This window comes from Corallococcus exercitus (assembly GCF_042231735.1).
Lineage (GTDB): Bacteria > Myxococcota > Myxococcia > Myxococcales > Myxococcaceae > Corallococcus > Corallococcus exercitus_B.
In genome coordinates this window covers 6,031,611-6,045,065 of sequence record NZ_CP102577.1, presented here as the reverse complement: position 1 = coordinate 6,045,065, position 13,455 = coordinate 6,031,611, and the positions used below count along the sequence as shown (strand labels likewise).

At 69.7% G+C, this 13,455-nt stretch carries 11 protein-coding genes and 1 CRISPR repeat array; of the genes, 6 read left to right on the top strand and 5 right to left on the bottom strand.

Features of this window, described 5'->3' with window-relative positions:
* The first annotated feature begins 40 nt into the window (after positions 1 to 40).
* The 5 genes from NR792_RS23835 (at position 41) to NR792_RS23815 (ending at position 6,345) form a co-directional block, all read left to right on the top strand.
* The gene (locus tag NR792_RS23835; protein WP_375754974.1) at positions 41 to 835 is read left to right on the top strand and encodes an alpha/beta fold hydrolase; all 795 of its coding nucleotides are present in this window, start codon (positions 41 to 43) and stop codon (positions 833 to 835) included.
* Between the two features lie 8 nt (positions 836 to 843).
* On the top strand, positions 844 to 2,847 hold the full coding sequence (locus tag NR792_RS23830; RefSeq protein ID WP_375754973.1) for an ATP-binding protein: 2,004 nt from the start codon (positions 844 to 846) through the stop codon (positions 2,845 to 2,847).
* 193 nt (positions 2,848 to 3,040) lie between these two features.
* Positions 3,041 to 4,360: a cytochrome-c peroxidase gene (locus NR792_RS23825; protein WP_375754972.1), complete on the top strand. Its 1,320-nt coding sequence runs from the start codon at positions 3,041 to 3,043 to the stop codon at positions 4,358 to 4,360.
* 12 nt (positions 4,361 to 4,372) lie between these two features.
* Positions 4,373 to 5,491 (top strand): metallophosphoesterase family protein, encoded by a 1,119-nt coding sequence (locus tag NR792_RS23820; protein WP_375754971.1) that lies wholly within the window; start codon positions 4,373 to 4,375, stop codon positions 5,489 to 5,491.
* A 23-nt stretch (positions 5,492 to 5,514) separates the two neighbouring features.
* Entirely contained in the window at positions 5,515 to 6,345 is an 831-nt protein-coding gene (locus NR792_RS23815; protein WP_375754970.1) for a c-type cytochrome, read from the top strand.
* A 37-nt stretch (positions 6,346 to 6,382) separates the two neighbouring features.
* On the opposite strand, the gene NR792_RS23810 is transcribed toward NR792_RS23815, so the two are convergent.
* Both NR792_RS23810 and NR792_RS23805 read right to left on the bottom strand, forming a co-directional pair.
* Complete coding sequence (locus tag NR792_RS23810) at positions 6,383 to 6,577, bottom strand: hypothetical protein (protein WP_375754969.1); 195 nt, start codon at positions 6,575 to 6,577, stop codon at positions 6,383 to 6,385.
* A gap of 47 nt (positions 6,578 to 6,624) precedes the next feature.
* Positions 6,625 to 6,837: a hypothetical protein gene (locus NR792_RS23805; RefSeq protein WP_375754968.1), complete on the bottom strand. Its 213-nt coding sequence runs from the start codon at positions 6,835 to 6,837 to the stop codon at positions 6,625 to 6,627.
* 78 nt (positions 6,838 to 6,915) lie between these two features.
* Positions 6,916 to 7,290: a CRISPR direct-repeat array (repeat unit 25 nt; unit sequence AACCTGTCCGACAGTCGGACAGGTT).
* A 176-nt stretch (positions 7,291 to 7,466) separates the two neighbouring features.
* On the opposite strand from NR792_RS23805, the gene NR792_RS23800 reads away from it, so the two are divergent.
* On the top strand, positions 7,467 to 9,833 hold the full coding sequence (locus NR792_RS23800) for a tol-pal system YbgF family protein (RefSeq protein ID WP_375754966.1): 2,367 nt from the start codon (positions 7,467 to 7,469) through the stop codon (positions 9,831 to 9,833).
* Between the two features lie 43 nt (positions 9,834 to 9,876).
* Here the strand turns inward: NR792_RS23800 and NR792_RS23795 are convergent, their stop codons facing one another.
* The 3 genes from NR792_RS23795 to NR792_RS23785 form a co-directional block, all read right to left on the bottom strand.
* Positions 9,877 to 10,911, bottom strand: a complete 1,035-nt coding sequence (locus NR792_RS23795) for a rod shape-determining protein (RefSeq protein WP_014400170.1) — start codon at positions 10,909 to 10,911, stop codon at positions 9,877 to 9,879.
* A 227-nt stretch (positions 10,912 to 11,138) separates the two neighbouring features.
* Positions 11,139 to 11,858 carry a glycosyltransferase family 2 protein gene (locus NR792_RS23790; RefSeq protein ID WP_207054682.1) on the bottom strand — a complete coding sequence of 240 codons (720 nt, stop codon included), beginning with the start codon at positions 11,856 to 11,858 and terminating at the stop codon, positions 11,139 to 11,141.
* Between the two features lie 56 nt (positions 11,859 to 11,914).
* Entirely contained in the window at positions 11,915 to 13,381 is a 1,467-nt protein-coding gene (locus NR792_RS23785; protein ID WP_375754965.1) for a pyridoxal phosphate-dependent decarboxylase family protein, read from the bottom strand.
* Positions 13,382 to 13,455 lie beyond the last annotated feature (74 nt).

Sequence of the window (13,455 nt, the reverse complement as noted above, 5' to 3'; positions counted from 1 at the left end):
GCGGCTGTCCTGAAGCTTTTCTCCCGCACTGGAGCGACCCATGAACGTCCTCGCCCGGAACAACGTGAAGGTGAAGGGGCAGGGCACGCAGCCCTTGGTGTTCTCGCATGGCTTCGGCTGTGACCAGAACATGTGGCGGTTCGTCGCGCCCGCGTTCGAGCAGGACTGCCGCACCGTGCTCTTCGACCACGTGGGGGCTGGCGGCTCGGACCTCGCGGCCTATGACCGCAACCGGTACGGGACGTTGGAGGGCTACGCCGATGACGTCCTGCAGATCTGCCACGCGCTGGGGCTGGAGCAGGTGGTCTTCGTCGGTCACTCGGTGAGTGCGATGGTGGGCGTACTGGCGGCCATCAAGGAGCCGGAGCGCTTCGACAAGCTCGTGCTCATCGGCCCCTCGCCCTGCTACATCAACGACGGCGAGTATGTCGGAGGCTTCTCGCGCGAGGACATCCTGCAGTTGCTGGAGTCGCTCGACGACAACTACCTGGGCTGGTCCAGCACCATGGCGCCCGTCATCATGGGCAACCCGGACCGGCCCGAGCTTGGCACGGAGCTCACCAACAGCTTCTGCCGCATGGACCCCGACATCGCGAAGCAGTTCGCGAGGGTGACCTTCCTTTCCGACCACAGGGCCGAGCTTCCGAAGGTCAAGACACCTTCGCTCGTGCTCCAGTGCTCGAACGACGTCATCGCGGGGGAAGCGGTGGGGGAGTACGTGTGCCGGCGGCTGCCCGCGGGCCAGATGGTCCTCCTCAAGGCGACCGGGCACTGTCCGAACCTGAGTGCTCCCGAGGAAACGATCGCCGCGATGAAGCCCTTCCTGGGCTACTGAAGGGGATGATGCAAGGCGGCGCTGACACGGAGCAGGGAACGGAGCCTTCCGAGGACTCGGCGGAAGAGCTCTATGAGCATGCTCCGTGTGGCTACCTCTCCACGAGTCCGGAGGGGCGCATCATCAAGGTCAACCAGACCTTTCTGACGTGGACGGGCTACTCCCGGGAGGCCCTGCTCGGAGGCAAGCGGTTCTCGGAGCTGCTCACGGTCGCGGGCCGCATCTTCCACGAGACCCACTACGCCCCCCTGCTCCAGATGCAGGGCTTCGTCCACGAGCTCTCGCTGGACCTCGTCTGTGCCGACGGCCGTCCGCTGCCCGCGCTGATCAACTCCGTGCAGAAGCGGGACGCGCTCGGAAGGCCGCGTTCCGTCCGGACGACGCTCTTCAACATGACGGATCGCAAGCGCTATGAGCGCGAGCTGCTGCTGTCGCGCCGGAAGGCCGAGCAGCTGGCCCAGGCCAAGGCGGCGCTGCTCGCGACGCTCAGCCATGAGATCCGCAACCCCCTCAACGCCATCACCGCCGCCACGCGGCTGCTGGGGATGACGCCGCTGTCCGACAAGCAGTCGAAGTACCTGCGCATCCTCGGCTCCGCGTCCGGCAACCTGCTCGCGCTGGTCAACGACATCCTGGACTGGAGCAAGATTGAGGCAGGCAAGCTCTCGCTGGAGCAACGCGAGTTCTCCCTCCGGGAGCTGCTCGGCGACATCCTGAACGGCCAGGCCGCCCGGGCCGAGGAGAAGCGGCTGCGGCTCCAGACGGAGATCGACCCCCGGCTCCCGGCCTGTCTTTTGGGGGATCCCGTCAAGCTCGGGCAGATCCTCACGAACCTCGTGAGCAACGCCCTCAAGTTCACGGAGAAAGGTGGGGTCCAGGTCAGCGTGGCCCTCCGCTCCCGGGACGGCGATGCGTGTGACCTGGCCTTCCAGGTGAGCGATACGGGGATAGGGATTCCACCGGACCGCCTGGCCGCCATCTTCGAGGAGTACACCCAGGCGAACTACGACATCGGGATGAAGTACGGAGGGACGGGGCTGGGCCTCTCCATCAGCCGGAAGCTGGTCGAGCTGCATGGCAGCAGGATGGTCGTGGAGAGCGAGGTTGGAAAGGGGACGCGCTTCTCCTTCAACCTGCGCTTGAAGGCCGTGGCGGGGGGCGCCGCCACCGGCACGGCTCCCAGCCGCGAGTCGTCCCCGGGGGCCCTGCGGGGCCTGAAGGTGCTCGTGGTCGAGGACAACGAGGTCAACACCTACGTGCTCGCCCGTTGGTTCGAGCACTGGGGCGTTTCGTTCGACGCCGCCAGGAACGGGCGCGAGGCGGTGGAGCGCCTCCACCAAGGTGACTACGAGCTCGTCCTCATGGACCTGCACATGCCGGTGCTGGATGGCTACGACGCGCTGAAGGTCATCCGGCAGCTCCCGGACGAGCGGCTCCGCCGGATTCCCATCATCGCCATCTCGGCCTCCACGCGGGCCTGGCAGGAGAGCAAGGTCCTGGCCTCGGGGTTCACGGACTTCATCGGCAAGCCCTTCGACGAGGCCGTCCTGTTCCGGAAGATGGCGCGGTGCACTTCCCGCGAGGCGCCCGAGGCGCCCGTGCCTCCGCCAGAAGCAGCTCCCCGTGCCTCCGCGCCCTCCGCGGACGCGCTGGTCCTGGCGCCTGACTTCAGCTTCACGAAGCTCCGGCAGTGGGCGGCGGGAGATCCGCAAGCGAGCTCGGCGCTGGCCCGCTCCTCCGTCCAGGCGCTGGAGCAGGCCCGGCTGGCGCTCACGGCGGCGCTCAAGAAGGGCGCCCGCGACGAGTACGAGCGCTCGTACGAGGGCCTCACGGGGACCCTGCACCTGCTCGAGGCGCACGGGCTCGCGGCGGCCCTCCGCCGTGCCCGGGCACTGCTCGCCGGCAACGCCCCGGACCCCACGCGGGTGCAGGCCGCGGGGTTCGCCATCGACTGGGAGGTGGAGAACCTCGTCGGGGCACTCGTCGCCATCGCGAGCGAGGCCGACGCCTGACCGTCGCGCACGGACGGAAAGATAAAGCCTGTTCGTGTCTTTTCTCCCGGACGTTCCAATCCCAGACACTTCCCCCTCCCCGGAGACCTAGCAACCGTTGAACGGTTGGCGCGAGTTGCGTGAAATGCGCCTTCCGGCCTCGGACCGAGCGGATGTCCCGCGGCGACTCCAGAGAACGGGTGGGAAGGGTGTCATGCGGCTGCCTTCGGGCGTCGTCACGGTGCTCGCCGTGGTGCTCAACTCCGGCGTGGGACTGGCAGCATCTCCGCCTTCGCAGCAGGCCTCCTCCACACCTCCGCCGCTTCCGCCGGGTGTCTCCGCGACGCTGTGGCGGCTGTCGGTGCCCAAGGGCCTGGAGCCCACGCCGGAGCGGGTGGCGCTGGGAGAGAAGCTCTTCCGCGACAAGCGCCTGTCAGTGGACAACACCGTGGCGTGCATGACGTGCCATGAGCCGGAGTTGGGCTTTACCGACGGCAAGCCGCTGTCGGAGGGCGTCAAGGGGCAGAAGGTGACGCGCAACAGCCCCACCGTGCTCAACGCCCTCTTCAACGCCACCCAGTTCTGGGACGGCCGCTCGGGCACGCTGGAGGACCAGGCGAAGCTGCCCATCCTCAACCCGCGTGAGATGGGCATGCCGGACGCGGACAGCGTCGTGAAGAAGGTGCGCGGCATCCCGGAATACGTCACGGACTTCCAGAAGGTCTTCGGCCGCGAGCCCAACTTCGACGACCTGGCCGTCGCCATCGCCGCCTTCGAGCGGATGCAGTTCTCCGGCGACGCGCGCTTCGACAAGTTCATCATGGGCGATGCGAAGGCGCTCACCGCGTCGGAGAAGAACGGCTGGGCGCTCTTCAACGGCAAGGCGCGCTGCAACTCCTGCCACGCGGGCAACGCCGTGTCCCCGCTGTTCAGCGACCAGAAGTTCCACAACATCGGCGTCGCCGCGCACAAGCAGGACTTCGTCGCCCTGGCGCGCAAGGGCGTGAAGGTGGTGCGCACCGGCGACGAGAAGCAGATCGACGAGCTGGCGCTCAACTCGGAGTTCTCCGAGCTGGGCCGCTTCCTCGTCACCAAGCAGGAGAACGACGTGGGCTCGTTCAAGACGCCCACCCTGCGCAACGTGGGCATCACCGGCCCGTACATGCACGACGGGTCGCTCACCACGCTGTGGGACGTGATGGACCACTACAACAAGGGCGGCGTGCCCAATCCCTACCTCGACGGGGGGATGCAGCGGCTGGGGCTCACGGAGCCTGAAATCGACGACCTGGTGGCGTTCCTCTTCGCGCTCACGGACACGAAGTTCGACAAGCTCAACAAGGAGCAGCTGGCGAAGCAGCGCGCCCGGAAGAACACCCGGCCGGAGCGGGACACCGCCGTCGCCATGGGCAAGAAGGGCAACCTGGGCGACCTGGCGCCCAACCCGGACCTGAACGCGAAGAACCCGGCGGACCTGGGCTTCTACGGCGGCGTCACCCCCGTGAAGGCCGTCCCGGCAGTCAAACCGCGGTAACGGAGGCGCGCCATGGCCAACAAGTTCCAGAGCATCGAGACAAAGCACTACGCCGAGCGCGAGGCCTTCTTCGAGGGCCTGAAGAAGCTGGACCGCCGCGCCTTCATGCGCGTCGCCGGCATCTCCGCGGGCATCGTGGCGGGCATGGGCAAGCTCACGCCCAACAGCTTCCAATTGGTCAACGTGGCGGAGGCGCAGGGGGAGAAGCCGAAGTTCTCCTTCGCGTACATCTCCGACACGCACCTGTACGAGAACAAGCTCAACGACCGCTTCGTGCGCGCCATCCTCAAGGCCGTGGACGACGTGAACGCGCTGGACCCCCAGCCGGACTTCGTCCTCTTCGGCGGAGACCTGGCGCAGCTGGGCCAGGCCGGCGAGCTCAAGCTGGGCGCGCAAATCCTCAAGTCCGTGAAGGCCCCCATCAAGATGATGGTGGGCGAGCACGACTGGTTCCTGGACATGGGCGAGCTGTGGCGCGACCTGTTCGGCGCGCCCAACTACTCCTTCGACCACAAGGGCGTGCACTTCGTGGTGCTCAACTCCATCCACGAGAAGGACTTCTGGACGGAGCGGAAGCTCTCCCCCATGGAGCGCATGAAGATCGTCGCCGGCCTGGACAATGGCATCCAGTCCCGCTTCGAAGTGGGTGCCGAGCAGCGCCAGTGGCTCCAGAACGACCTGGCCAAGGTGGCGAAGAACACGCCGCTCATCGTCTTCAGCCACTCGCCGCTCTACAAGTACTACAAGCCCTGGAACTTCTGGACCGACGACGCGGACGAGGTGCAGGCCCTCCTCAAGCCGTACGAGAAGGTCACCGTCATCCACGGCCACACGCACCAGTTGCTCAGCAACCGCATTGGCAACATCTCCTTCCACGGGATGCTGTCCACCGCGTGGCCGTGGCCGTACGCGCCGGAAGGCCTGCCCACGCTCACGGTGCCCATGAACCGCGCGGATCCGTTCAGCCAGTTCGACGGCTGCGGGGATGGCCGCATGGACGTGCTGGAGTCGGGGCTCGTGGACAAGCTCTACAACCTCTGGCAGCGCGACCCCATCACCGTGCGCGCCAGCTACCTGGGCTCCAACGGCAAGCAGTCCGCGCCCCCCAAGCCGAAGCTGCCCACCTACTAGGACCGGAAGAGGAAATCCCTCCCATGAACCTGCGAATGAAGCTGCTCGTGGTCCCGTGCGCGGCCCTGTCCTTCGCCGGCGGCGTGGCGCTCGCCACGTCCCCGGAGTCGAAGCCCGCCCCCCAGGCGCAACCCCTGCCGAAGCACGTCGTGCCCGCGTCCAAGGACGGCAACCTGGTGCTGGGCCTGTGCGACGGTGAGACGTCCCTGGAAGTGCCGGGCGTGAAGGACGGCCAGAAGCTCACGCGCGCCCAGGCCATCACCGCCACCGCGCAGCTGATGGACGACTGGCGCAAGAAGAACCCGGACGCGAATTGGGACGACGTGCCCGGCCCGGTGCTGGCGCAGGCCGCGCCTCCGTCCACGAAGAAGAACCCGCCGCCCGCGCCCCAGCCCAACCCCGGCGCGAAGCCCTCCGGCAACGACGTGCGCCAGGGCGGCGTGGGCGCGCGGACGGGCGCGAGCGCGGTGCCCCAGCAGCAGAAGACGAACCTCCAGACGGGCCACACCTACGGCGCGTTCTCCGAGCGTGACGAGCAGGTGTGGGCGGACTCCGTGCAGGAGACCGTGAAGGAGGGCCACCGCGTGTTCCACGACGCGGAGGCGCTGGGCGGCACGGTGGGCGTGTCGTGCGACATGTGCCATCCGGACGGCGCCAACACCCACCCGGAGACGTACCCGAAGTACCAGGTGCAGCTGGGCCGCACGGCGCTGCTGCGCGACATGATCAACTGGTGCATCGAGAACCCGGTGCGCGGCAAGCCGCTGGCGGACGGCGACCCGAAGATGCGCGCGATGGAGGCGTACATCTACGCGCAGCGCAAGGGCGTGAAGCTGGAGTACGGCAAGCACTGACACCTGTGCGGCCTCGGGCCCCGGGCGCTTCGTGCGCTCAGGGGCCCAGGTACAGGTTCAGGGCCACGCAGGCCGCACAGAACGGATACGCGAGCAGCAGGCTGTAGGTGATTTGGAGCGGCGTCAGGCGCCGCCGGTCGATGACGCCCCCCGTGGGGCCATGTTCATCCCAGCGGCGCAGGTACGTCCCCAGCACGAGGGACACCAGCCCCGACACGAGCCATGGGTTCATGGGGAAGGCATCAAGCGTGCTCGCGGCGAGACGCAAGCCGGTTTCCGTCACATCCGGCCGATGAGGAAGCGGACCAGGATGAACAGCGCCATCGCGTAGGCGTACCCCAGCAGCACGCGCCCGGCGATGCGCTGCGGCGTCGGCTTGCGCGGACCGGTTTCCTCCGCCGGCGGCGCGCGGCGCTGGTCGCGCATCACGAGGAAGCGTCCCAGCCCGAGCGCGACGATGACGGAGAGAATCACGAGGTCGAAGGCATCCATGGCGCGGGAGCTTCGGGCTGAGGGGGACGGGATTCAAGGCAAGGGGCATGCCTTGCCCGGCCGACGGCGCACCGCATGAACCTGTCCGACAGTCGGACAAGTCTGGACGGCCGCGGCAAAGGCCCCCGGTCCAGCCGAACGGCGGAAACCTGTCCGACAGTCGGACAGGTTGGGACCACCGTGGCGGAGGGGCCGCTGCTTCATCCGGCGGCGGAAACCTGTCCGACAGCCGGACTGGTTTGGAGGAGTGCGGCAGGGGGCACCCGCTCCATCCGAGCCGCATGAACCTGTCCGACAGTCGGACAGGTTTGGATGGCCATGGCCGGGAACCTCCGCCCGGTCCAGCCGAACGGCGGAAACCTGTCCGACAGTCGGACAGGTTGGGACCACCGTGGCTGAGGGGCTGCCGCTGCATCCGGGCGGAAACCTGTCCGACAGTCGGACAGGTTTGGAGGACCGCGTCGGGCGGCGTGGGCGGCATGGTGAGCCAGGGTGCCTGGCGCGACGATGAGGGCGTCCCTCACGATGTCGATGGCGTCCATGGCGCGGTGCTTCGGGCCGGGGCCTGACGGGATTCAAGGCTTGGGGGCTTGCCTCCCCCCCGCTGGGACCCGGTTGAATGCGGGCTCATGTCCCTCACCCCTGTCACCGACCCCAGCGGCCTGCTGGAGCGCGCGCCGCGTCTGACGGAGCTCCTGCCGGATGCGGCGCTGTCGGAGGCGCTTGCTCGGGGAGATGCGTGGGCGGTGCACGCGGTGCTCTCCCGCAGACTGGAGCGCGAGCCGGCGGGGCCCACGCGGGAGCTGCTGACGGCGCTGGTGGAGGACCGGGGCGCCTTCGTCATCGCGGGCCGTCCGCCTCCCACGACCTCCGTGCTGGGAACGGGCGTCCGGTGGAAGGGCGTGCCTCCTCGTGGCGCCGCCCTGGATGCGCCCTTCGTCGCCGAGCGCACGGTGACGGTGTTGGGGGTTCCGGTGTGGCCGCTGGACGGCTACCTCGTGCGCTCGGACGGCAAGGCGTCCGTCCAGGTCATCGGACAGGTGCCGCCCTCGCCTGGGATGGCGCGCCACCGCGCGGGGGCCCTGGCCGTGATGGCGCTGGGGCTCTGTGCCCTGGCGGGGGCGGGCGCGGTGTGGCTGGACGCGCGCAGCATGCGCGCCGTGACGGTCGTCAACGGCCTGTCGCGGCCCGTGGACGTGCGCATCGGCGGCGAGCACTGGGTGGTGGCGCCCGGGACGCAGGAACAGGGGCGCGTGAAGCTGGGGGACGACCTGCTCCGCGCGGTGGCGACCTGGCCCGGCCAGGAGTCCGTCATCGAGGACGTCATGCTCCCGACCGATGGCGAGCGGATCCTCTACAACGTGAGGGGCGTGGCGAGGCTGGAGGCGGTCCCGGAGCCGGAGGACTCCGACGCGAGCCCCCGCTCCAGGTCCCTGCCGGAGAGCGCCATGGTGCTCCAGCCGGGCGAGCAGCTCTCCGTCCAGGCCGCGAACTGGGAAGCCGCCGCGCGCGCCTTCGCGGAAGCGGGGCGCTGGCAGTCCGCGGGTCGCGTGGCGTCCGCCGTGGCGGAGGTGGAGGGAGGCAACACCCTCGCGCGTGACATGGCGGCGCGGGCCTTCCTCCTCCTCGACGCGCAGGCGCCCGCGAACCTGCCGGACGCCCTGCGCTGGCGCGACACGCGCGACTACGCACAGATGCTGATGCACACCTGGCAGGAGGACCCTGCCGCGCAGGCACTGGCGCTGGCGCTGATGCGCTTCATCGGCCAGGGGGACACGGCCCGCGCCCGCTACGCGGAGCACGCGCAACAGCATCCGGACTCACCGCTGGCGGCCCTCTACCTTCAGCGTGCGAGCCCGCCACTCCCGGGCACCTGGGAGGCCATCGCCGCGTACCAGGAGCTGGCGAAGCGCTTCCCGGACTCGCCCGAGGTGAACCGCGCGTTCCTGGAGGCACGCTGGCGCTACGAGCTGGGGGAATCGCGAGTCTGGGGGGACAGCGAGCGCCAGGAGTTCGTCACCCAGACGGCGAGGCTGCTGACCACCCTCGAGGAGAAGCACCCGCCGGACACCGTGGAGGCGCTGGAGCTGGACGTGCGCATCTTCCTGCGCGCGCAGCTTCGCGACGCGGCCACGACGGTGGTGCGCCGCTACGGCGAGGACCCGCGCCGCCGGACGTGGGACTTCCTGGTGCTGGCCGGACGCACGGCCGCGGCCGCCGGTCCCGAGCACACGTCCTACGTGATGCGCGACTGGATTCCCCCCGCCCTGGCGCGCCAGCCGGAGCGGATGGCGCTGCTGGACCTGCTCACCGGCCAGCGCTCGCCCAAGGAGGCGGAGCTCGCGGCGGTGGCGTCCCCCGTGGACCGCGCCGTGCTGCGCCTCACGCGGGACGTGCTGCAGGACCCGAAGCGCGCGGTGGTGCAGGCCGTGGGCGAGCCCGAGGCCGTGCTGTCCCGCCTGGACCCGGAGGTCGCCGCGCTGCTCGCCCTGGAGCTCACGCGGGTGGGGGATGCGCGCGCGAAGACCCTCTTCAACGCGTCGTTGCCGCTGATGCTCGCGCGCGAACCGCTGCGAAACCACCTGCTGGCCCCCCTGCGAAAGCCCGGGCCGGAGCTCCTCGCCCTGAGCCCGGGCCTGCGCGCCGCCGTCACCCTGGTCCACTCCCGGCGCGACGCCAGGGAGGGCTACCCGGTGTTCGCGGAGCCGCTGAAGGGCCTCACCCGCATCGACATGCTGAACGGGCTGGCGGTCCGCGCGGCCGGTCCCTGGGTGCGGAGCGCGTTCGACGCCTGCATGGACACGAAGCTGGAGCAGCCCCTGCCCCCGGGCAGCATCCTGAGGGGGGACCTGGTGAAGGAGCAGGCCCGCCAGGAGGACGACCGGGAGGGCCGACGTCCCCACTGCGAGGCGCGCATCGTCACCCCCACCGGACTGCCGCTGCCCCGGGCCGCCGCCACGACGGCGGCCGGAAACGCGAACGGCGCCGACCCCTGAAAGAGGTCCGGCGCCGTCACGGTGCAGCGAAAGCCGGAGGACTTCAGCCCGGCTGGCAGACCTGGCGGAGGATGTCCAACGACTCCAGCGCCTTGCCCGCGCCAATCACCACGGCGGACAGCGGGTCCTCCGCGAGGAACACCGGCAGGCCCGTCTCCTCACGCAGCAGCGTGTCCAGGTTCTTGAGCAGCGCGCCGCCACCGGCCAGCACGATGCCCCTGTCGGCGATGTCACCGGCCAGCTCCGGCGGCGTGCGCTCCAGCGTCAGCTTCACCGCTTCCACGATGCCGTTGACGGGCTCCGCGAGCGCGTCGCGCACCTCGTCGCTGGACACCGTCAGCGTGCGCGGCACGCCGGCCACCAGGTCGCGACCCTTGATCTCCATGGTCATGACCTCGTCCGTCGGGTACGCCGTGCCGATGCCCATCTTGATGAGCTCCGCCGTGCGCTCACCGATGAGCAGGTTGTACTTGCGCTTGACGTACTGGATGATCGCCTCGTCCAGCTTGTCGCCGCCGATGCGCACCGACTTGGCGAACACGATGCCCGCGAGGCTGATGACCGCGACGTCGGACGTGCCACCGCCGATGTCCACAATCATGTTGCCGCTGGGCTCCGTCACCGGCAGGCCGGCGCCAATCGCCGCGGCCATGGGCTGCTCGATGAGGTAGACCTCGCGCGCGCCCGCGTTGGCGGCCGCCTCGCGCACCGCGCGGCGCTCCACCTCCGTGATGCCGGACGGGATGCCGATGATGATGCGCGGGTTCACCAGCGTCTTGCGGTTGTGCGCGCTCTGGATGAAGTAGCGCAGCATCGCGGCGGTGATTTCGAAGTCCGCGATGACGCCGTCCTTCATGGGCCGGATGGCCACGATGTTGCCCGGCGTCCTGCCGAGCATCTCCTTGGCCTCCTTGCCCACGGCGAGCACCTTCTTGCCGCCGCGCGAGTCCTGCTGCACCGCCACGACGGAGGGCTCGTTGGACACGATGCCCTGGCCGCGGATGTAGATGAGCGTGTTCGCCGTACCCAGGTCGATGGCGAGGTCGCGCGAAAACAGGGTGTGGAGCCAGTCGAACATACGGGGACGGAAACTTTCGGAAGGGTCGGGAAACTCCCCGCCCTTCAGACGGAGTGCGTTGTCGAAACTACTACGCGCCGCAATACGGAGGAAGAAAAGCCGGAACCCCTTCGGGGCGCCGCTCGCTGGACAACCAACCGCACCCGCCGCTCTGTTCCCTTCTCCGCATTCGACACGGCCGCGCGGGAGCGGGCCGCATCCTCCCCCGGACAGCGGCCGGGCGGCCGTCAGCGCTTCACGGAGTACTTCGCGATGGCGTAGAGGGCGCGCACGCCGTCCTTCCAGCCAATCTTCTTGCCCTCCTCGTAGGTGCGCCCATGGTAGCTGATGGGCACCTCGAAGACGCGCCAGTTGCCGCGCGCCACCTTGGCGGTGATTTCGGGCTCGAAGCCGAACCGGTCCTCCTCCACGTGCACGGAGCGCAGGACCTCGGCGCGGAAGGCCTTGTAGCAGGTCTCCATGTCCGTGAGGTTCAGCCCGCTCGTCATGTTGGAGAGCGTGGTGAGCATGTTGTTGAGGACGGTGTGCCAGTAGTACAGCACCCGGCGCGGCGACCCGATGAAGCGGCTGCCGAAGACGACGTCCGCCTCGCCATCAATGATGGGCTGGATGACCCGCGGGATGTCCTTGGGGTCGTATTCCAGGTCCGCGTCCTGCACGAGGATGATGTCCCCGGTGGCCTCGGCGAAGCCCCGGCGCAGCGCGGCCCCCTTGCCCTGGTTCTTCTCCTGGAAGAGCACCCGGATTTCGTTCCGGTTCTTCGGCGTGCCCCCCAGGACGTCCAGGCCCTGTTCGGACAGCTGGCGGAGGAATTCGCGGCTGCCGTCCTTGGAGCAGTCGTCGATGAGGACGAGCTCCTTGGGGAAGTCCACGGCGGTGCAGCGGCGGAGGATTTCCGCCAGGGTGGGAATCTCGTTGTAGACGGGAATGACGAGCGAGACGAGCATGGCGGCCCCGCCCTATCGCATTTCGTCCGTCCGGGCGACTCCCTTGCTCACAAAATTCAGGGCCGGGCCGCCCCCCGGAGCGCGTCCAGCAGGGCCGCCAGGTCCCCGTCCCCCGTGAGCGGGTGGATGAGGGTCGTCCGCAGGTACACCCCCCGGGGCAGCCGCGTCTGCACCAGGTAGAAACTTCCACGGGAGACCAACGCCTCGCGCAGGCGGACCTGGAGTGTGTCCCAGCCCGCCGGGGGCACGTGCGCGGGGGTGTGGCGGAAGCAGACGATGTTGCAGTCGGGCTCCAGCGCCAGCTCGAAGTCCGGGGCGGCGGTGAGCATGCCCGCGAAGCGCCGGGCCTGGTCATAGGACGCGGTGACGGCCTCCTCGAAGACGCGCGTGCCCAGCACGGACAGGCACGCGTAGACCTTGAGGGGCATCATCTCCTTGGTGCACTCCAGCGTGCGCAGGCCCACGTCGCTGTAGGGGCGCGCGTCGTCGCCGTCGCCGTGGAAGAGGTAGTGGGCCTCCTGGGAGAAGGCGTCGAAGGAGCGCGCCCCGTCGCGGAAGAGGACGGCCGTCACCAGCGCGGGCATGAGCAGCCCCTTGTGCGCGTCCCACACCACGGAGTCCGCCCGCTCGATGCCCTTCACCTGCGCGCGGTACTTCGGGCTCAGCGACGCGGCGGCCCCGTGCGCGCCGTCCACGTGGAACCACAGGCCGTGCTTCTGGGCGAAGTCCGCCACGGGCTCCAGCGGGTCGAAGGCGCCGGTGGCGGTGGAGCCCGCGCTGGCCACCACCGCGATGGCCTTGCGCCCCGCGCGGGCGGCCCCGGCGAGCGCGTCCTCCAGGGCGTCCGGCCGGACCCGGAAGTGGTCGTCCACGTCCACCGGGGTGATGCCGCCCTCGCCCCAGCCCATGATGCGGACCGCGCGGGCCAGGCAGTAGTGCGCGGAGCGGGGGACCAGCACCGTCAGGGGTGGCCCCGCGTGCGCGCCGCCGTTCCACGCGTCGTAGCCGGCCTTCGCCTGACGCGCGGCGAGCAGGGCGGTGAGGTTGCCCGCGCTGCCGCCGGAGGTGAGCACGCCCCGGGTGCTGGAGGGCAGCCCCAGCTTCGCGGCCATCCACGCGAGCACGTGGTGCTCCATCGCGGTGGCGACGGGGCCCATCTCGTACACGGCCATGCCGTTGTTGAGCAGCGACGACACGGCGTCGCACAGCGCGGAGAGCGGCACGGGCGCCGTCACCTGGTGGCCCACGTAGCGCGGGTGGTGCAGGTGGTGCGAGCCCTCCAGCACGCGCGCCATCAGCGCGGCGAAGGCCCCCGACAGCTCCGGCGCCGGCTCCTCCGGAAAGACCGTGGCGAAGCGCTCCTGGTTCACCGCGGGCGGGGCCCAGGGGAGCACCGGCATGGCGCCCCCGCCGAGCGCGGCCTTCAGGTAGTCCGCGAGCTGATCCATCAGGGCGTGGGCGGTGGTCCGGAAGGTCTCCGGGTCGTAGGCGGCACGCAGCGGGGGGAAGACGGGGGTCGTCATGGCGGGCACAGGCTAACGGGAGCGCCCCTCCCAGGCCCGGGAAACACCGGGCGCCTGGGGCCGCATGAGGGCTC

Bases quoted from the DNA above. Each gene is read 5' to 3' on its own strand.
- NR792_RS23800 (WP_375754966.1), top strand. From the start codon at position 7,467: ATGTCCCTCACCCCTGTCACCGACCCCAGCGGCCTGCTGGAGCGCGCG.
- NR792_RS23810 (WP_375754969.1), bottom strand. From the start codon at position 6,577: ATGAACCCATGGCTCGTGTCGGGGCTGGTGTCCCTCGTGCTGGGGACG.
- NR792_RS23815 (WP_375754970.1), top strand. From the start codon at position 5,515: ATGAACCTGCGAATGAAGCTGCTCGTGGTCCCGTGCGCGGCCCTGTCC.
- NR792_RS23820 (WP_375754971.1), top strand. From the start codon at position 4,373: ATGGCCAACAAGTTCCAGAGCATCGAGACAAAGCACTACGCCGAGCGC.
- NR792_RS23825 (WP_375754972.1), top strand. From the start codon at position 3,041: ATGCGGCTGCCTTCGGGCGTCGTCACGGTGCTCGCCGTGGTGCTCAAC.
- NR792_RS23830 (WP_375754973.1), top strand. From the start codon at position 844: ATGCAAGGCGGCGCTGACACGGAGCAGGGAACGGAGCCTTCCGAGGAC.
- NR792_RS23805 (WP_375754968.1), bottom strand. From the start codon at position 6,837: ATGGATGCCTTCGACCTCGTGATTCTCTCCGTCATCGTCGCGCTCGGG.
- NR792_RS23790 (WP_207054682.1), bottom strand. From the start codon at position 11,858: ATGCTCGTCTCGCTCGTCATTCCCGTCTACAACGAGATTCCCACCCTG.
- NR792_RS23835 (WP_375754974.1), top strand. From the start codon at position 41: ATGAACGTCCTCGCCCGGAACAACGTGAAGGTGAAGGGGCAGGGCACG.
- NR792_RS23795 (WP_014400170.1), bottom strand. From the start codon at position 10,911: ATGTTCGACTGGCTCCACACCCTGTTTTCGCGCGACCTCGCCATCGAC.
- NR792_RS23785 (WP_375754965.1), bottom strand. From the start codon at position 13,381: ATGACGACCCCCGTCTTCCCCCCGCTGCGTGCCGCCTACGACCCGGAG.